12 protein-coding genes and 1 pseudogene are annotated in these 19,222 nt (G+C 43.6%); 7 read left to right on the plus strand and 6 right to left on the minus strand.

The window, feature by feature from the left end:
- Positions 1-81 precede the first annotated feature (81 nt).
- Positions 82-6,252: a two-partner secretion domain-containing protein gene (locus LC586_RS16185; RefSeq protein ID WP_229485796.1), complete on the plus strand. Its 6,171-nt coding sequence runs from the start codon at positions 82-84 to the stop codon at positions 6,250-6,252.
- 297 nt (positions 6,253-6,549) lie between these two features.
- A complete protein-coding gene (locus LC586_RS16190; RefSeq protein WP_229485797.1) occupies positions 6,550-8,274 on the plus strand; it encodes a ShlB/FhaC/HecB family hemolysin secretion/activation protein in 1,725 nt (574 codons plus the stop codon).
- A gap of 2 nt (positions 8,275-8,276) precedes the next feature.
- On the opposite strand, the gene LC586_RS16195 is transcribed toward LC586_RS16190, so the two are convergent.
- Positions 8,277-8,597: a hypothetical protein gene (locus tag LC586_RS16195; protein ID WP_229485798.1), complete on the minus strand. Its 321-nt coding sequence runs from the start codon at positions 8,595-8,597 to the stop codon at positions 8,277-8,279.
- Between the two features lie 703 nt (positions 8,598-9,300).
- Between LC586_RS16195 and LC586_RS41125 the strand changes: the two genes are divergently transcribed.
- From LC586_RS41125 to LC586_RS40670, 4 genes and pseudogenes are all read left to right on the plus strand, one after another.
- Positions 9,301-9,810, plus strand: coding sequence for a calcium-binding protein (locus LC586_RS41125; protein ID WP_306423255.1), 510 nt, complete (start codon positions 9,301-9,303; stop codon positions 9,808-9,810).
- A 206-nt stretch (positions 9,811-10,016) separates the two neighbouring features.
- Positions 10,017-10,103, plus strand: a pseudogene (locus LC586_RS16205) (IS5/IS1182 family transposase); the annotation flags it as partial.
- Between the two features lie 800 nt (positions 10,104-10,903).
- Positions 10,904-11,107, plus strand: coding sequence for a hypothetical protein (locus LC586_RS16210; protein ID WP_229485799.1), 204 nt, complete (start codon positions 10,904-10,906; stop codon positions 11,105-11,107).
- A gap of 103 nt (positions 11,108-11,210) precedes the next feature.
- Complete coding sequence (locus LC586_RS40670) at positions 11,211-11,342, plus strand: hypothetical protein (RefSeq protein WP_267921688.1); 132 nt, start codon at positions 11,211-11,213, stop codon at positions 11,340-11,342.
- 157 nt (positions 11,343-11,499) lie between these two features.
- Here LC586_RS40670 and LC586_RS16215 read toward each other — a convergent pair whose 3' ends face one another.
- The 5 genes from LC586_RS16215 to LC586_RS16235 form a co-directional block, all read right to left on the minus strand.
- A complete protein-coding gene (locus tag LC586_RS16215; protein ID WP_229485800.1) occupies positions 11,500-13,308 on the minus strand; it encodes a vanadium-dependent haloperoxidase in 1,809 nt (602 codons plus the stop codon).
- 527 nt (positions 13,309-13,835) lie between these two features.
- On the minus strand, positions 13,836-14,042 hold the full coding sequence (locus LC586_RS16220; protein ID WP_229485801.1) for a hypothetical protein: 207 nt from the start codon (positions 14,040-14,042) through the stop codon (positions 13,836-13,838).
- Between the two features lie 197 nt (positions 14,043-14,239).
- Positions 14,240-15,586, minus strand: a complete 1,347-nt coding sequence (locus LC586_RS16225) for an MFS transporter (RefSeq protein WP_229485802.1) — start codon at positions 15,584-15,586, stop codon at positions 14,240-14,242.
- 669 nt (positions 15,587-16,255) lie between these two features.
- Positions 16,256-17,323 carry an NADPH dehydrogenase NamA gene (namA, locus tag LC586_RS16230; RefSeq protein WP_229485803.1) on the minus strand — a complete coding sequence of 356 codons (1,068 nt, stop codon included), beginning with the start codon at positions 17,321-17,323 and terminating at the stop codon, positions 16,256-16,258.
- Positions 17,324-17,491: 168 nt separating this feature from the next.
- Positions 17,492-18,241, minus strand: coding sequence for a maleate cis-trans isomerase family protein (locus LC586_RS16235; protein ID WP_229485804.1), 750 nt, complete (start codon positions 18,239-18,241; stop codon positions 17,492-17,494).
- A gap of 273 nt (positions 18,242-18,514) precedes the next feature.
- Here LC586_RS16235 and LC586_RS16240 point away from each other — a divergent pair, with 273 nt between their 5' ends.
- On the plus strand, positions 18,515-19,186 hold the full coding sequence (locus LC586_RS16240) for a glutathione S-transferase family protein (protein WP_229485805.1): 672 nt from the start codon (positions 18,515-18,517) through the stop codon (positions 19,184-19,186).
- Positions 19,187-19,222 lie beyond the last annotated feature (36 nt).

The following is a 19,222-nucleotide window of genomic DNA, read 5'->3' on the forward strand; positions in this document are numbered from 1 at the left end:
ACTTCGTTGCGCTCGCAATGACATATCGTAAGTGATTTAGCGGACTTGATATTATTTGAATTTATCCAAGGTAAATTATTTATGAATCAAGCACATCATCCCCAAAAAGCCAGTATTAAAAGTATTCTTTGTTTATGCCTAATATCCACTGCATTAAGCCTTGCCTCACCAGCCCAGGCACAAATCACACCCGATAACACACTCTCGTCAGAAGCTTCTCAACTCAATCAAAATCTGATAATTAATGGCGCACTGGGTGATAAAATTGACGGTGGTGCAACACGTGGCAGTAATCTTTTTCATAGTTTCAGTGAATTTAATATCCAAGATGGGCAACGAGTGTATTTTGTCAATCCCTCTGGGATAGAAAATATATTAACACGGGTAACAGGTGGCAATGCGTCAAATATTTTTGGGACATTGGGAGTTGATGGTGCAGCAAATTTGTTTTTGATTAATCCCAATGGAATTTTATTTGGGCAGAATGCGCGGTTAGATGTGCAGGGGAGTTTTGTCGGGACAACAGCCAATGGAGTGCAATTTGGGAATCAGGGATTGTTTAGTGCGACAAATCCGCAAGCGCCGCCATTATTAACTATTCAGCCTTCGGCGTTGTGGTTTAATCAGCTTAATCAAAACGCAGCGATTCAAAATAACTCAGTAGCACCAGCAGGAATAGATGCAGCAGGTTTCAATGCATATGGTTTACGAGTACCAGATAGTAAAAGTTTACTGCTGATAGGTGGTAATGTCAGCATGGATAAGGGACAATTAAATGCTAATGGTGGACGAGTTGAGTTAGGAGGATTGGGCGAACCTGGTACTGTAGCGCTGGGTGTAGATGGCGATAATCTCAGCTTGATATTTCCTGAGAATGTTGGGCGAGCTTCAGTATCCCTTACCAATCAAGCAGGTATATATGTAACTGGGGCTGGTGGCGGTAATATTGCAGTCAACGCCAGAAATCTAGAGATTTTAGGAGGAACTATCTTAACTGCTGGTATTGGCCAAGGTTTGGGGACACCTGAAACTGTTGCAGGAGATATTACGCTGAATGCTACCGGGGAAATCAAAGTTGCTGGTGGGAGCATAGTTCGCAATCTTGTGCGCTTGGGGTCACAAGGTAATGGTGGTAAGATTACTATCGATTCTGGTTCTTTCTCATTACAAGATGGCGCTGCACTTACTGCCTCAACTTCAGGAGTGGGGAATGCAGGGAATGTGACAGTGGGTGCAAAAAATGCTGTTGACCTTGCAGATGCTTCCATCCTCAGCACAGTGGAAGCCGGAGGTGTGGGTAAGGGTGGCAATATCGACATCAATGCTGCAACACTGTCACTCACTGATGGCGCTCAACTGCTAACCACTACTGATGAAGCATCTGATACCCAACCAGCCGGAAGAGGGGATGCAGGCAATGTCAATGTTTTGGTAACAGGTGCTGTTGATATTGCTGGGAAGAAAAACCGTTTTCCCAGTGGGATTGGCAGCTATGTGTCCACGGGAACAGTTGGCAATGGGGGTAACATTACCATCGATTCTGGTGACTTCTCTCTAAGTGATGGCGCTAAACTTGTTGCCTCAACTTCAGGAGTGGGGAATGCGGGGAATGTGACAGTGGGTGCAAAAAATGCTGTTGACCTTGCAGATGCTTACATCTTCAGCACGGTGTCAGCAGGAGGTGTGGGTAAGGGTGGCAATATCGACATCAATGCAGCAACCCTGTCACTCACTGATAGCGCTCAACTGCTAACCACTACTGGTGGTGCGTCTGATACCCAACCAGCCGGAAGAGGGGATGCAGGCAATGTCAATGTTTTGGTAACAGGTGCTGTTGATATTGCTGGAGAGAAAAACGGTTTTCCCAGTGGGATTCGCAGCAATGTGGAGACGGGGACTGTTGGCAATGGGGGTAACATTACCATCGATTCTGGTGACTTCTCTCTAAGTGATGGCGCTAAACTTACTGCCTCAACTTCTGGAGTGGGGAATGCAGGGAATGTGACAGTGGGTGCAAAAAATGCTGTTTCCTTTGCAGATGCTGGCATCCTCAGCGAGGTGTCAGCCGGAGGTGTAGGTAAGGGTGGCAATATCGACATCAATGCAGCAACCCTGTCACTCACTGATGGCGCTCAACTGCTAACCACTACTGATGGTGCATCTGATACCCAACCAGCCGGAAGAGGGGATGCAGGCAATGTCAATGTTAAAGTAACAGGTGCTTTTGATATTGCTGGGAAGAAAAACGGTTTTCCTAGTGGGATTGGCAGCTATGTGTCCACGGGAACAGTTGGGAATGGGGGTAACATTACTATCGATTCTGGTGACTTCTCTCTAAGTGATGGCGCTGGACTTACTGCCGAAACCCGTGGACAAGGCAATGCGGGGAATGTGACAGTGGGTGCAAAAAATGCTGTTTTCCTTGTAAATGCTTCCATCTTCAGCACCGTGGAAGCAGGAGGTGTGGGTAAGGGTGGCAATATCGACATCAATGCAGCAACCCTGTCACTCACTGATAGCGCTCAACTACTAACCCTTACTCGTGGTGCATCTGATACCCAACCAGCAGGAAGAGGGGATGCAGGCAATGTCAATGTTTTGGTAACAGGTGCTGTAGATATTGCTGGCGAGAAAAACCGTTTTCTCAGTGGGATTTTCAGCCTTGTGGAAACGGGGACTGTTGGGAATGGGGGTAACATTACCATCGATTCTGGTGACTTCTCTCTAAGTGATGGCGCTCAACTTTCTGCCTCAACTTTTGGACAGGGAAATGCAGGGAATGTAACGGTGCGTGCAAAAGATGCAATTTCCCTTGCAAATAATGGTGGCATCCTCAGTATAGTAGAAGCAGGAGGCGTAGGTAAAGGAGCCAATATCTACATTAATGCAGCAACACTGTCACTCACTGATGGCGCTCAACTGCTAACTATTACTCGTGGTGCATCTGCTACCCAACCAGCAGGACAGGGGGATGCAGGCAATGTCAATGTTTTGGTAACAGGTGCTGTTGATATTACTGGGGAGAAAAACGGTTTTTCCAGTGGGATTTTCAGCTATGTGGGAACGGGGACTGTTGGGAATGGGGGTAACATTACCATCGATTCTGGTTCATTCTCTCTAAGTGATGGCGCTCGACTCGTCGCTAGCACTGGTGGACAAGGTTTAGATTCACCTAATAGTCAGGCAGGAAATATTACCCTCAATACCACAGGAAAAGTAGAAGTTGTGGGGGCAGACAGTGCTATCCACAGTACTTTGCTCACGGGAGGAGTTGGCAATGGGGGTAACATTAGCATCGATTCTGGTTCATTCTCTCTAAGTGATGGCGCTCGACTTTCTGCCTCAACTTATGGACAGGGAAATGCAGGGAATGTAACGGTGCGTGCAAATGATGCAATTTCCCTTGCAAATGGTGACATCCTCAGTGCAGTAGAAGCAGGAGGTGTAGGTAAAGGAGGCAATATCGACATCAATGCAGCAACACTGTCACTCACTGATGGCGCTCAACTGCTAACCATTACTCGTGAAGCATCTGCTACCCAACCAGCAGGACGGGGGGATGCGGGGAATGTTAATGTTAAGGTCACAGGTGCTGTTGATATTGCTGGGGAGAAAAACGATTTTATCAGTGGGATTAGCAGCCTTGTGGGAACGGGGACTGTTGGCAATGGAGGTAACATTTTTATCGATTCTGGTGACTTCTCATTACGAGATGGCGCTCAACTTGTTGCCTCAACTTATGGACAGGGAAATGCAGGCAATGTCAATGTTAAAGTAACAGGTGCTGTTGATATTGCTGGAGAGAAAAACGGTTTCAAGAGTGGGATTCGCAGCTTTGTGGAAACGGGGACTGTTGGGAATGGGGGTAACATTACCATCGATTCTGGCTCGTTCTCATTACGAGATGGCGCTCAACTTGAAGCCTCAACTTATGGACAAGGAAATGCAGGGAATGTGACGGTGGATGCAAAAGATGCTATTTCTCTTGCAGGTAACGCTTACATTTTCAGCACGGTGGAAGCAGGAGGTGTAGGTAAAGGAGGCAATATCGACATCAATGCAGCAACACTGTCACTCACTGATGGCGCTCAACTGCTAACCCTTACTCGTGGTGCATCTGCTACCCAACCAGCAGGACAGGGGAATGCAGGCAATGTCAATGTTAAAGTAACAGGTGCTGTTGATATTGCTGGGGAGAAAAACGGTTTTCCCAGTGCGATTTTCAGCTATGTGTCCACGGGGACTGTTGGCAATGGAGGTAACATTTTTATCGATTCTGGTGACTTCTCATTACGAGACGGTGCTTACCTTGCAGCCTCAACTTCAGGAGTGGGGAATGCAGGGAATGTAACGGTGGGTGCAAAAAATGCTATTTCCCTTGCAGGTAACGCTTACATTTTAAGCACCGTGGAAGCAGGAGGTGTAGGTAAAGGAGGCAATATCGACATCAATGCAACAACACTGTCACTCACTGATGGCGCTCAACTGCTAACTATTACTCGTGGTGCATCTGCTACCCAACCAGCAGGACGGGGGGATGCAGGCAATGTCAATGTTAAAGTAACAGGTGCTGTTGATATTGCTGGGGAGAAAAACGATTTTTCCAGTGGGATTCGCAGCAATGTGGGAACGGGGACTGTTGGGAATGGGGGTAACATTTTTATCGATTCTGGTTCATTCTCTCTAAGTGATGGCGCTCAACTTGTTGCCTCAACAACTGGAAGAGGAAATGCAGGGAATGTGACGGTGCGTGCAAAAGATGCTATTTTCCTTGCTAATGCTGACATTTTAAGCACCGTGGAAGCAGGAGGTGTAGGTAAAGGAGGCAATATCTACATTAATGCAGCAACACTGTCACTCACTGATGGCGCTCAACTGCTAACTATTACTCGTGGTGCATCTGCTACCCAACCAGCAGGACGGGGAGATGCAGGCAATGTCAATGTTTTGGTAACAGGTGCTGTTGATATTGCTGGGGAAAAAAACGGTTTTCCCAGTGGGATTCGCAGCAATGTGGGAACGGGGACTGTTGGGAATGGCGGTAACATTACCATCGATTCTGGTTCATTCTCATTACGAGACGGCGCTCAACTTTCTGCCTCAACTTCAGGAGTGGGGAATGCGGGGAATGTGACAGTGGGTGCAAAAGATGTGGTTACTGTTTCTGGAACTAGTCAAGAAAGCGGAGATTCTAGTGCTTTATTCACATTTACTGATTCTACTTCCACTGGTATTGGTGGTGATATCACTGTAAACACCAATATCTTTCGCGTATCAGACGGCGCTTTACTGGATGCACGCACTAGAAATAATCAAAAGGGTGGCAATATTACGGTAAATGCAAATATTTTTGAAGCACTCAACGGCGGACAACTCACCACCACTACCTCAAGCAATGGACGTGCAGGTAAAATTACTGTCAACGCTGACGATAAACTAATAATTAGCGGTATTGACCCTAGTTACAGCGATCGCATTACTAACTTTCCTGACAGAGTAGCAAATATCGGTGCTAACAGTGGCTTATTTGTCAGTTCCACAGGTTCAGGAATCACAGGCGATATCGAAATCAACTCACCCAAAATTACCTTAGACAACCAAGGCAAACTCAACGCTGAATCTGCATCCGGTAACGGTGGTAATATCAACGTCAACAGCGATTTCCTGTTACTTCGTCATGGCGCTCAAATCTCCACCAACGCAGGTACAGAAAAATTAGGTGGCGATGGCGGTAATATCAATATTAACTCAAGATTTATCGTTGCAGTTCCCAACGAAAACAGCGATATCAGCGCTAATGCCTTCACTGGAACAGGTGGAAATATCCAAATCAACTCGCAAGGTATCTTCGGTATCCAGTCGCGTCCAAAACTAACTGAGAAAAGCGATATTACTGCAAGTTCGGAATTAGGCGTTTTGGGTGTAACAAATATCAATACGCCCGATAACAGTTCTATTCAAAACAGCTTCACCGAATTATCACCAAACGTCATCAATACCAACGCACTCATTGCTAATAGCTGCATTTCACGCGGCATCAAGCGACAAGAAAACTCTTTTACCATTACAGGTTCTGGTGCTTTACGCAATAGTCCCGGAGATGTATTAATTTCAGCCTACACAACTGGTGATGTGCGTAGTGTTGAACCAACATCGCGCCCCTGGAAAAAAGGCGACCCAATTATTGAGCCACAAGGATTGTATCGATTACCCAATGGGCAATTAATCTTGAGTCGAAGTTGTTCAACATAAATATTGCACACATGGAAAAATCTTATGTGCAGTTTTCTGCAAAATGGCACGCATAATCATGCGATCGCACCATACAATTTATGCAACTATATATGATGCATGGTGAATGCATAACCCAGCCGTTTACCTTAATCTGAGTATTAAAGAAACGGTTAATGATCTGCTGATAATTTTTTGTTTTCTGTTGAGCCTGATGGTTCACTAACAGCGTATACTTGCGATGATCTCCGACAATGCTCGGCTGTAGATGTGGAAAGGATATGACAAATGATGACGCTTACAAATCGTAGATAAACAATGGGTTCCTACCTTCGGTTTCAAAAACTTTTTTTAATATTACTTACCTGCATCAGCATCACTCCACTTGCAGTATTTGCACAATCGACACCCCCATCTGGAGTAACAATTCCCCCCGATACACCAAGCATCGAAGAAACTATACCCCAACCATCACCATCACCAACCTTTCCTCCCACACCACTCGCACCCACTGTTCCTATACTCCCATCACCCCCACAGGAAAATCTACCCGAAACAACCTTTCCTAGTGGTGAAAGTTTCTTTGTCAAAGAAATTCGAGTCACAGGCTATTCTGTTTTAGAAGATGAAATCATCAAATTAAAACAGCCCTTAGAAAATAAAAAAATCACATTTGAGCAGTTATTGCAACTGCGATCGCAAATCACTGAACTCTATGTTACAAAGGGCTATATCACCAGTGGTGCATTTATTCCCAACAATCAAAATATTGCTAGCGGTGTTGTGCAAATCCAAGTTGTGGAAGGCGAACTCGAAGGAATTTCTATTTTAGGGCTACAAAGATTACAAACTTCATACGTGCGTTCCCGGATTAAACGGTTTACAAGTAAGCCTTTAAACCAAAAACGCATCGAACAAGCGCTGCAATTATTACAACTTGACCCGGTGATTGAACGAGTTAATGCTGAGTTAACCGCAGGTAGCACCCCCGGTAACAATATTTTACAGGTAACAATTACCGAGTCGCAACCATTCCACGCTGGGGTTATCTTTGCAAATAACCAATCACCTAGCGTTGGTTCAGAACAAGGGAGTGTTTTTGTTGCTCACGATAATTTATTAGGCTTTGGGGATAAATTCAGTGCCGAATACGGCATCACTGAAGGTTTAGACATTTACAATATCAGTTATTCTCTTCCCTTTAACGCCCTAGATGGAACTATTGGTGTCCGCTACAGCAACAGCGCTAGCCGCATTATTGAAAGCGAATTTCGTGACTTGCATATCCGCAGCGAAGCCGAAACCCTTTCTTTTAACGTCCGTCAACCGCTAATTTACACACCAAATAACGAATTTGCTCTTTCGTTAGCATTCGATTTACGGCGCAGTCAAACCTTCATACTCAATGATATGCCCTTCTCCTTTACTGAAGGCCCCGAAAATGGAGAATCAAAAGTTACAGTAATTCGCTTTTCTCAAGATTGGTTACAACGTAATGGTAACAGTGTCCTAGCAGCGCGATCGCAATTTAGTTTTGGAATTGATGCAATAGATGCAACCGTCAACGATAGTGGTACTGATGGGCGTTTTTTTAGCTGGGTGGGACAATTTCAATGGGTACAACGGCTATCTCCCCGCATCTTGATGCTAGCCAAAGTTAACACTCAACTTACTCCTGATTCTTTACTTTCATTAGAAAAAATTAGCATTGGGGGAGTTAATACAGTGCGTGGTTATAGTCAAAATCAACTTGTTGCTGACAATGGGGTAGTTGGAGGTGTGGAAGTTCGTATTCCTCTAGCATCGAATGTGGAAACACTACAGCTAATACCATTTTTTGACATCGGTACAGCTTGGAACAATCGCGGTATTAATGCCGACCCGCAAATCATCGCCAGCTTGGGGTTGGGCTTGAACTGGCAACCTTTTAACGGTTTGGTATTGCGTGCAGACTACGGTGTACCATTGATGGGAACAAGCGATCGCGGTAATTCACTGCAAGATAATGGCTTTAATTTTTCAGTGCTATATCAGCCGTTTTAATATTAAACATAAGTAGAGTGGCGTAAATAATAAAAGGTTCGTAGTGTTCGCGTAGCAACTTCCGCTTTCCCTGTAGCAACTTCCGCTTTCCCTGTAGCAACTTCCGCTTTCCCTGTAGCAACTTCCGCTTTCCCTGTAGCAACTTCCGCTTTCCCTGTAGCAACTTCCGCTTTCCCTGTAGCAACTTCCGCTTTCCCTGTAGCAACTTCCGCTTTCTCTGTAGCAACTTCCGCTTTCTCTGTAGCAACTTCCGCTTTCTCTGTAGCAACTTCCGCCTTCCCTGTAGCAACTTCCGCCTTCCCTGTAGCAACTTCCGCCTTCACGTTTTCGTGTTTCCCGCAATTTGTAGCGGCTTTCGCCTTGACTTTATCAAGGAAGGCAGGAAGCAGGGGAGGCTCTTGAAGAAAGAGGGTTATGTAATTCTTTTCTCTGTGCTCCCCTGCCTGCCTCAACCAAGAAATTTTTTAACCGAACGGTATTATAAGTGGTTACGCAAAATTATTTATGTCATTGCGAACGAAGTGAAGCAATCTAAAGCCGCAAGCGAATTGCTTCTCTTCGAGACGCTTTGCGAACGTTTCGCTTCGCTCCACTCGCAATGACAAATGTATATTTAATTTTGCACAACTACTTAGCAGTTGCCAGGTAGATTAGGACATAATGACAAGCGTGAATCTCAGGAATAGTAAGGTTTTTACCTCCTGCCTTCTGCATCCTGCTATACGTGATTGGGTGCTATTCATATAGATTACTTGAGTATCTAATAAAACAGCACCTTTGGACGATAGACAAGCGAATATTCGTTGATTATGCAGTTTTCTGCAATGAGGCGATCGCATTCGTGCATTTTTCAGGTAGCAAAACTGCACGCAAACAAGCAGAAAAGGTCGATGTGTAACATTAACTTCTAATTTAATGTATAACTCATCGCCAACAGTAATATTACTGACCGCGTACCAATGAAGTGATGGAAGATTTATCCAAATACCTTTGCCTTAACTCGATTTAAATCAAGGAGAAACTCAAATGGCTATTATTAATGGCAGCTTTTTCAGTGATACACTCTTTGGCACCGACGGTAACGACCTGATCGAAGGCTACCCCGTTGGCTCTGGTTTGTTTGATTACGACGGCTACGATATATTGTTTGGCTTTGCTGGCAACGATATATTGTTCGGCGGCAATCAGGATGACATCCTTTATGGCGGAGATGGTAACGATATATTGTCCGGCTCTATAAACAGTGGCTTAGTAGAATTCGACACCCTGGTTGGTGGTGCTGGTTCTGATGCTTTCGTTCTTGGCGATTTTCTTGGTGTTCAATACCAAGGTCTTGGTTACGCTACCATTACTGACTGGAACCCCTCTTCTGATTTCATTCTAGCCGGGGGTTTCTCTAGTCTATACTCTTTTGGGAATGCAGACTTGAGTGGCGGTTTTGCTCTAGACACACAAATTTACTATGGCATTGACTTGATTGCTAACGTTCAAGACACTACCAATGTCAGTCTCTCTAGAGACTTCATCTTTGCCTAGTCAGTACTTTGTTCGCCCGAAAATGCATTCGCCCACGGCTAATTGACTGATTACCCAATGTGATGTGATTCGGATACTACTAGCGTGGCACAGCTAAAATGATGCATTAAGCGTAGGTTGGGTTGAGCAACGCGAAACCCAACATTCATCAGGTTGTTGGATCTCATGTTTCGACCCAATTTACAAAATTTATTGCACTAATTTACTGGAGTTTCTGTGTTTGGCTGATGATTCAAGCTCATATTGAGGTAATCCGGCGTACTGATCAAGAATTTCAGGTTTTGCCAAAACAAGAAACAGCGCAATTTGGGACTTCCCCATTGATGGCCTACCCGCAACTATAGTTATTAAACAACGGATCGCAGAGGTGAAAGCCGCAGCACCGCCTGGAAAAGATTTACGGTTTAGTGTTTCCTTGCGTCCGATTTTGGGCGAAACAGAAGCAAAAGCTCCCATTTCCACAGGACTTACGCAAAATACCTCTCAAATTCTTATTCCTCGGTGTTCTCTGTGTCTCTGTGGTTCGATTTTCCGTTACCTGTGCCTAAGCCCCATTTCCAGACAAAATCGGATTTTAGATATATCCCCGATTTTTCTCCCATTTAGATGTTTCATTTTTTGAGAAATATCATCTCATCAATGAGAACTTCTACAACAATTGGGGACTAAGTGGGGTACAAAATACTAGATATACCCTAAAAAACACCTATAAATGACCCACAAGAGCGTCAAGGTTTATTAAATCTAAACTTTTTTGGGATATATATAGCACCTTCATAGCCCCTATCAGCCATTTTTGAAATCTTTTCTATAAACGCAGTAGAAATTAACTTACAAAAAAAGGGAGGAAGGAATAAAAAACTTTAGTTGTGGGTCTAAAGGCCACTTAAAAAAATATTTGTTTTGATACCCATAGCGCGAGATACAAAGCGTACTTGCTTCAATCCCACGTTTAAAAACGTGGGTTCCCTACACGCTCTGAAACTTTGTATAAATAGTTGACTAAGGCTAGCGATCGCCATACCCAACATCAACATTATAGTTATCGATATAATTTATTGTGTAGTCTACGCACGACTAGAAAAAACGGAGTATGACAATCTTACAGGTTGTGGATAAAGAGTTTTCACCGGTTCCCGTCATTGATATTAGTACACTGAACGACATAGTAGTGAATGATGATAAAAGCGATCGCTGGGATAAAGCCAGTGTCCACGAATTTCGCGGGACTTATGGCGATTATCTTTTGAATAAAGTCTCCAAAGTATTTCCAGAACTACGTCAAACAGTGTTTTAGAGTGCTGAGTAAAAGTTACTAACCTCGTGCCTTCTGCTTTCAATAAACAGATGTCAACAATTTATCTATCGCTGCCCGAAACGCCGTTGTTGCACCAGCACTCATGTCACGGGGGGCGCAAATGCGATTTCTCAAATATGCGAAAGTAATAGCTCCCACAGCAGCGAAGATGGGATCAACACTACTATTTTTACCACCAGTCCGACCACCCGGTAAAGTTTCACCATTGCCATGAATCAGATAATCAGCCAGTTGTCGCAGGTGAAAATCAACAGCGTCCTTAACTGTGGTAAAATCACCATCTGCGGCTAAAGCTTGGACTCCGAATTTTTGATAATATCTGCGATCGCAACTTCCCGATTATCGCTCAATCTCTCAGCTGCTTCGGCTATTTAAACTGTGACTTTTGTACCGTCAAATTTGGTGAATGTGAAACCATTGAATATTTCGTTGTAACCCAGTCTCTCATCCCTAAGCAGGCTAATAGCAACCTCTTCTCCCAAAGCCAAAGCAGCTGAACCATCGGAACGCCAATGGATACCACCGTGACCGCGACCAATAGCATAGTTAGTTGCTAGTTTATTCAACTCTCCACCCACAGTTAGTGGTGGGCCACTGTAAGAAATGACTTTTGTGGGGTCATTGGGATCAGGCACTACTGGTGAGGGGATAACAAAGTTTTCATCAAAAAACGCTTTCAACAGTGTGACATTGACGCCAGCAGTGGCAGCCGCACCTCCGGTATAAGAAGAATGGGTTGGCGCTCCTTCTGGATATGCTTGGGGCAATAGATAGGTGTTGAAGGTGCTAAAGGTCTGAGCCAAAGCTTGGGAATTAAAAACCTCCGAATTAATCGGATACTGAATTTTATTAACAATGTTGTTGTAGACTAGCCCACCAAACGCTTCTGGGCGTAAAATGCGGTGTACATAATACTTCTGCCAGTATGATGCTCTAATCGCACGCGAAGTACCCAAGTTAAGCAAGGCTTGTAAATGTCCCACTGCAAACGTTGCAGCTGAACCACTTTGGGTTCTCGAGTTGACGTAGGGATTGCCCGGATTCAAAGGTGTACCGATGCTACCAAGAATCAAGGAGGCTCCCAGGTATGTAGGCCCGCCAATATGGGCATACTCACCTAAATCCCGAACCGTGACTATGTAACGGTTTTTGGGGTCGTATTTAATGGACTTCCCTGAACTACCTCCATTCTGAATAGTCAACCATTCCTGGAAATTGACTAGAAAGTCATTACCAGGAAGAGCAGTACGAATCAATGGCGAAACAGACTGAGTTCCCCAAGGAATAGTTAGCAACAAAAATTGTGAGATATAGGGCCCATCTAGTACCCCTGGTGGAATAACATATCTTGTACTTGAACCTGAACCAACGTAGTTGACACTACCACGAAATAAAGTTTGAGGGGTGACACGGCCATTTTGTTTTGGCCCTCGAAACGCCGAAAGCTTGTTGAGGTCTTCGACGGCTGCCAAGACTTTTGGGTTGTCAGTATTGTTTTGGAGCTTGGAAAGAGGTACATCTCGGAGTAAAGCTTGCCAGTAAAGTTCAACTGCTTCAGCAGCGCGTTCTGCGCTAGCTAGAGCCGGTGGTGGCGGCACAGCTATCTGTGCAGCATTGATTCCTTCTAGGCTAATTGCCAGGGGCCCTTGAGGATTAACCAGCTTTCTGCCGCCACCCAAGATGATATTTTCATAATCATTCGGGTTTTGCGTTGTCAGTGCTTTGGTCAAAGAGTTGTAAGCTTCTAGCTTGACTTCGCCTAGCTCGTTATGTGGGAGTCCTCTACTGTCAGAGCCAATTTTGTTGGGATAACGCTCCTCATCGCCATTAGTCGGATGCGGCGGAATGGGAATACTCCGTTCAACTCTGGCTGCTTCAACACGTACTCGATAGGCTTTATCAACAAACCTGTTATAGTCAAACGCTCGATTATACCGTCTGTTGATATATTGGGCTTGTACAACATCTCCTCCCTTCTTTGAGGAGAAAGGTGAACCTAAAACTCCTGCAACAACGCTAGCGGCACTAAACAAACCAGCACGACCGAGAAATGAGCGTCTGCTAGCGTGACTACCAAAAAAACGTTTGCTAGCTACACGGGGTTGTTTCAGTTTATTTATTTCGCTATTAGCCTGAGCAGCTTGCTCGGAACCTTCATGAGAATTAGGATCTACTTGCATGAGATGTTCTCCACTGGCAAAAAATAATACAACAATTTAGTCATGAGTGAATACATGAGCATTGCAAAGCTAGAACAACTAGCCACACACAAAATACGTGCCTCCAGAAAGACAAGTTAATATCGCCGGATTTAGGATGAAATCTGGGATTACTCTACTGGAAGGTAACTTGCATAGAAGGTGATTTTCCTGAAAGTCATGTAGTTATTCAGTGCTGGTATGATGCTTTCATCACACGGCTGTTATAACTTTGTGGTTGTAATCAGTCTGATATGATGTTGCCGAAGTTAAAGCACAGCTATAACTACCACCTAATTCTGGTCAATCCACAAAATACTTTAAATCTATCGACTTAGTGTATTTTGTAGATATTAAATCAGACTCTCTCACAATCGGTGATGAAAATCAAGAGGTTTTTACAATAAACTTAGCAAGACCGTCAAAGCCCTAAAGGAAAAGGCGCACAGTGTCGTGTTCCTTGCTTGAGACTGTGGATCAAGCGCGACACGGTGGGTTTTGATTAAGTATTAAAGGCGGTTGTGGTTGAAAGGTTGAGTTGAAAGAATTAGGCGACGCCGAATAGCCCGCACTTCTCTACGAGACGCTCTTGCTAGCTTGCTTCCACGTTCGCAAAGCGTGCCGTAGGCAAGTGGTACGACATGGTTCGACTCCCTTCTCCTGTCGGAGACGCTAACGCGAACGACTGCGCCCTTCTCTACGAGAGGCTGCGCCAACGGCTACGCTCAGGACAGGCTCAGGGCCAGCCGCTCACCAGCCGCTCAGTGACCAAATAATTACTAATTCGTAATGACGCTCGTTCCGACGCTCGTTCCTCGCACTCCGCAAAGCGAGGAACGAGCGTCATTATAAATTACGAATTATTTTGACCATCGTAGACATTGCTTCCAAATAACATCCCATAAAAGCGGATTTAGCCTTTATTTGACTGTGTAATTAAGCCCAAATCTGCGTAAATTGGATGCACTATTTTTCTTATTTGGGGCAGTTGTCTACTAAAAAAATATGCTCCTAAAATGCAACAAGCACCGCCAAATAACAAAGCATTGGTAACACCAAAGTAACCTGCCAATGCTCCAAAAAATAAATTACCAAAAGGCAGTATTCCTAAGAAACCAGTTGTAAATATACTAGTTACTCTACCTCTTTTATCTTCATCAAGAAGAATTGATTGCATAAAATTATTAATTGAGGCCAAAGTTAGACTATTATTCATACCGATGATAAACATGAATACTAAACAAATCTCTAAATTGTTCGAGCGAGAAAAAACTATTAAACCTAAACCTAAAACTGCGGCAGAGATTGCTATAATCCTTCCCAGCCCCATCACATTTTTTCTAGAGATGAGATAAATACCTGAAACTATTGAACCAAGAGCCGAAGCTGTCATCAAAAAGCCCATAGTTTCAGCGTTACCTTTTAGTACTTCTTGAGAAAAAATAGGTATTAAGTTGACATGAGTCATTCCCATAAAGCAAATAACAATTTGTAATATCAATAAATATTTAATCGGCAAAAATTTGTATGCATAAATAAAACCTTCTTTGAGATTTTTCCAAAATTGGGGCTTTTGATTCAAGGAATTATTGATAACTGGGTTGACTTTGATAGTTAAGATTGCAGATAAAAATGGTATATAGCTGATACTATCTACTAAAAAGCAGGAAGCTACACCAGACTTAGCAATCATTAAACCCCCAATCATCGGGCTAACAAACTTCGCTGTATTAATCAAGAATGAATGGCAAGCCATCGCACTATAAGTATCTGATTTCTTATCCAACAGTCTGGGAATAATTACCTGGCGTGCTGGTAAATCGAAAGCTTTTACCGTTCCCTGAAGTGTGCCAATGACAATAATCCATGCAACATTAATGTTATCACTAAGAGTTAGAAAGGTTAGGGTAGAAGATAGCAAAATGGATACTACCTGAGTAGTTAATAGAACATATCGTAAGTTCCAGCGATCTAGCAATACTCCTACCAATGGTGTAATAATTAAGCCTGTAGCTTGATTTGTAAATCCAGCTACACCCACTAATACAGCCGAATTAGTTAGTTGATAAACTAGCCATACCAAAGCAATTTGAGTCATCCAAGACCCGAAAAAAGATAAACTTTCTCCGATAACAAAACAGGAAAAATTTACAGATTTAAGCGCAGCAGGAAGTTCAAAGTAAACAAACTTTGGTTTGTGCTTTTGAAATTTTTCTCTATTACTTGGTATCATGAGTTTTTCCCTATTTAAAGTTTTCATCCTTCGTTCGTTGTTAGGACTTACGCACAAGAGATCCCCCAACCTCTAAAAAAGGGCTTTTGAGTTTCCCCTTTTTTTAGAGGGGATAGATGTTTCAAGTTGTTAGTGCATAAGTCCTGGTTGTGTTCGCGTTGGGTGCGCTTTGCCTTCATTCTGTTCATAGTGCTTCTTCCTTTAACCAATTACGCTTAGAGGTTGTTTAAAAAGTATTTTGCTGTGATTTTACGTACTTATTGATCCCCCCTAACCCCCCTTCAAAAGGGGGGAACCGGAATCAAAGTCCCTCAATTTATCGGGGGATTGAGGAGGAGCTAAAACGTTTTGATACCTAGAATGGGACTTTTCAAACATCCTCTTAGATAAAATAATTTGCATGGACGAGGACATTAGTAGAGACATTACATTTCAACGCCTCTACTAATTTTTTGATGAAGTTTTATCAGACTTGCATATCACCAGCCCGGAAAGAGTATTAGTAAAGCTTAATGTTCGCAAAACAGAAAGTTTGTATGCTTAGTATTAAAACAAAAAAACACAGGCATCATGACTAGACTATGTATCATACCATGTTTGGTCAAATACCCACAATTCTTGCAAATCAACCTCAAACCCTTGCTGCTTGGCGGTAGGGGTTTGAGGTGGTTGATGCTCAATTAAACACAGGTGACATCATAGCCAAGCTCGGTCATATTGAACAGGCCAGAGTTTATCGTGTCCCAGCTGTTTGGCTGCCAGATGCGGCCAGTAAGGATTGCGGAGTAGTTCACGTCCCAACAGCACTATATCAGCTACTTCTGTGCGAATAATCTCGTCAGCTTGTTCAGGGGATGTAATTAAGCCCACGGCTCCTGTATGAATATTAGCCTCACGGCGGATGCGTTCGGCAAACTGAGTCTGATAACCAGGTTTAATTGCTATATTAACGCCTGGTACAATACCACCCGATGAACTGTCAATGAGATCAACTCCTAGAGACTTGAGTTTGTCGCTTAAAGCGATACTTTGTTCAATGTCCCAGCCATTATCTACCCAATCGGTGGCGGAAATGCGTACCCAAAGTGGATGCGTCTGGGGCCAAACCTCTCGGACTGCTTGAACAACTTCTCTAAGCAGACGAGTCCGATTTTCAAAACTGCCACCATAATCATCTTGACGGTGGTTAGAAAGGGGTGAAAGAAACTGGTGCAGTAGATAACCGTGGGCAGCATGGATTTCCACTACCTTGAAACCAGCTTGCAGAGAACGTTTGGCTGCTTGGGCAAAGGCATCAATAACTGCTTGAATTCCCTCAAAAGTGAGGGCTTCTGGAATTGGGCTATCTTTTCCAAAAGCGATCGCACTACTCGAAACTAAGGGACGCCAACCTTCCTGAGATTCATCCAGCACTTTCCCTCCTTTACTCGGTTTGGCAGTACTGGCCTTTCTACCCGCATGAGCAAGTTGAATACCCGCAACAGCGCCAAAGTTATGGATCAATGCCACAGTTTTAGCCAACGTTTCTATGTGTGCATCTGACCAGATTCCCAAATCTTGCGGGCTAATGCGCCCACGCGGTTCTACTGCGGCTGCTTCTGTTAGCACTATACCTGCACCGCCAACTGCGCGAGAAGCTAAATGAATAACGTGCCAATCATTAGCATATCCATTTGTACTGGAATATTGACACATCGGGGAAACGGCGATGCGGTTGCGAAAGGTAACTTCACGAATTTTGAATGGTTCAAACAGGTGTGCCATTGTTATTGATTCCTTCTCTTGCTAGGTAAGACTCTCAGCATTTGGAACTAAGTTGTAGACACAGATTTGGTTTGAAATGTAACTAGTGCGCATTCTCAGCTCATGTATGGGTCATTTTGCCAGTTTTGCCAAAATTCTTGTAGGCTCTTATTTTGGCGAAGGTATTGACTAAATAGCAAACAGTTTTCCTCTCGGACGAAGTGCAGATTCAATAGAAGCACGCCTTGCTAAACTCCATATTGTGGCTTGATTTGCTGTAACTACAGGAATATTTAAATCTGTTTCTAATTCCTCAATCACCTCAAATGTTCTCCATGCCGTACAGGGCAATACAATAGCATCTGCACCTTTGTGAGATACCTCTTTGATGAAAGCTGCGGCTTCATTGGGTAACTGATGCCAAAGGTAATTCTTTTTTGCTACTTCTGTTGAGCGTTCATCACCTTTAAACCCCACTATTTCAAAAGGCGCTTCACTCAAAAACGTTTTTAGCGTTTGGTTGTTCCATTCTGGATAAGGGGTGACTACAGAAATTTTCCTAATTTTTAGGTATGTTAACGCTTCTAATAGAGCTAAAGCAGGCACAATAACCGATACTCCAAGCATCTGTGTCAAACGTTGCTCTAATTTTTCAGCAAAAACTCGCCCTCGGTAAAATGTTGCTGTTGTGAAGCCGTATGCTCCAAAATGTACCCCGGCTCTAGCTAATTTTTCTACTTCCTTAACAGCTTCTTCATTGATGTCATCCATTGATTCATAGTTCTCATAGGCGTGTGAGCGTTGAGCAATCACGCGATGGCTATGAATACTGACTAGACTGGAAAAAGCAGAGTGAAAGTCAGGCTCAAACGTCGTGTTACCTGCGGGTACTAGCAAGCCAAGACGGATCTGCCTATTAGAGTCAGCTTTCGAGTACATATAATACCTCTTTTTGACAAGCCTGATTATGTCTAAATATTTATTTAGTTACACTAATAATTAGGTATACATATTTTCAGGAAGACTGTATGATATAAAAACTACGTTAAACCGACCGATAAACTGTAATATATCATCTAACTGACATAGATACCTGCCACTTAATTATTTAACTGCACTAATCAACACGTCTGGCTTTTGTCTTATTGCTTTAGTTGGAGTTGTCCAATCTCAAATAGTCTGCATCCACGATGATTACAAGGAAAAGATTTCATGAGCAACATACAACTGTACTTCGCCAAAGCCTCTACTTTCTCTCAACGGACTCGTGTAGTCTTACTGGAAAAAGGCATTGACTTTACCCCGATAGAAATTGACTTACAAAACAAACCCGATGGGTACACTCAGATTTCCCACTATGGCAAAGTCCCAGCTATCAAACATGGGGATGTTGAAATTTACGAGTCCGCTATTATCAATGAATATCTAGATGAAGTCTTCCCAGAACCATCTTTGTTACCCCGCGATCCCGCAGCTAAAGCGATCGCTCGGATCTGGATAGACTACGCCAATACTCGCCTTGTCCCAGCTTTTAACAAATTTCTCCGCGGCAAAGATAGCCAAGAACAGGAACAAGGACGAAGAGAGTTCACAGAAGCACTTCTATATATTGAACAAGAAGGATTAGGCAAAGGTGATTATTTGTTAGGAGATCAGTTTAGCCTTGTTGATATCAGCTTCTATCCTTGGTTTGAGCGTTTACCACTCTTAGAACACTTCCGCAAATTCACACTACCAGCAGAAACACCTCGTTTGCAGACATGGTGGAATCTGGTACGCGATCGCCCCTCAATTCAAGCGGTAGAAAATCCTGTAGACTTTTATTTGCAAAGATTCGCCAAAGTTCTCGGTGAACCTGTTCCCGTTGGTGCAGTTCAAAAATAGGGCATAGGGATTGACAGAAATTAACCAAAATCCAAA

The organism is Nostoc favosum CHAB5714 (genome assembly GCF_020829495.1).
GTDB classification, from domain to species: domain Bacteria; phylum Cyanobacteriota; class Cyanobacteriia; order Cyanobacteriales; family Nostocaceae; genus Nostoc; species Nostoc favosum.

What these genes read in the sequence shown, in the direction of transcription:
- LC586_RS16225 (WP_229485802.1), bottom strand. Translation starts at nt 15,586, where the DNA reads ATGAAAACTTTAAATAGGGAAAAACTCATGATACCAAGTAATAGAGAA.
- LC586_RS16185 (WP_229485796.1), top strand. Translation starts at nt 82, where the DNA reads ATGAATCAAGCACATCATCCCCAAAAAGCCAGTATTAAAAGTATTCTT.
- LC586_RS40670 (WP_267921688.1), top strand. Translation starts at nt 11,211, where the DNA reads ATGTCACGGGGGGCGCAAATGCGATTTCTCAAATATGCGAAAGTAATA.
- LC586_RS16190 (WP_229485797.1), top strand. Translation starts at nt 6,550, where the DNA reads ATGGGTTCCTACCTTCGGTTTCAAAAACTTTTTTTAATATTACTTACC.
- namA (WP_229485803.1), bottom strand. Translation starts at nt 17,323, where the DNA reads ATGGCACACCTGTTTGAACCATTCAAAATTCGTGAAGTTACCTTTCGC.
- LC586_RS41125 (WP_306423255.1), top strand. Translation starts at nt 9,301, where the DNA reads ATGGCTATTATTAATGGCAGCTTTTTCAGTGATACACTCTTTGGCACC.
- LC586_RS16210 (WP_229485799.1), top strand. Translation starts at nt 10,904, where the DNA reads ATGACAATCTTACAGGTTGTGGATAAAGAGTTTTCACCGGTTCCCGTC.
- LC586_RS16235 (WP_229485804.1), bottom strand. Translation starts at nt 18,241, where the DNA reads ATGTACTCGAAAGCTGACTCTAATAGGCAGATCCGTCTTGGCTTGCTA.
- LC586_RS16215 (WP_229485800.1), bottom strand. Translation starts at nt 13,308, where the DNA reads ATGCAAGTAGATCCTAATTCTCATGAAGGTTCCGAGCAAGCTGCTCAG.
- LC586_RS16240 (WP_229485805.1), top strand. Translation starts at nt 18,515, where the DNA reads ATGAGCAACATACAACTGTACTTCGCCAAAGCCTCTACTTTCTCTCAA.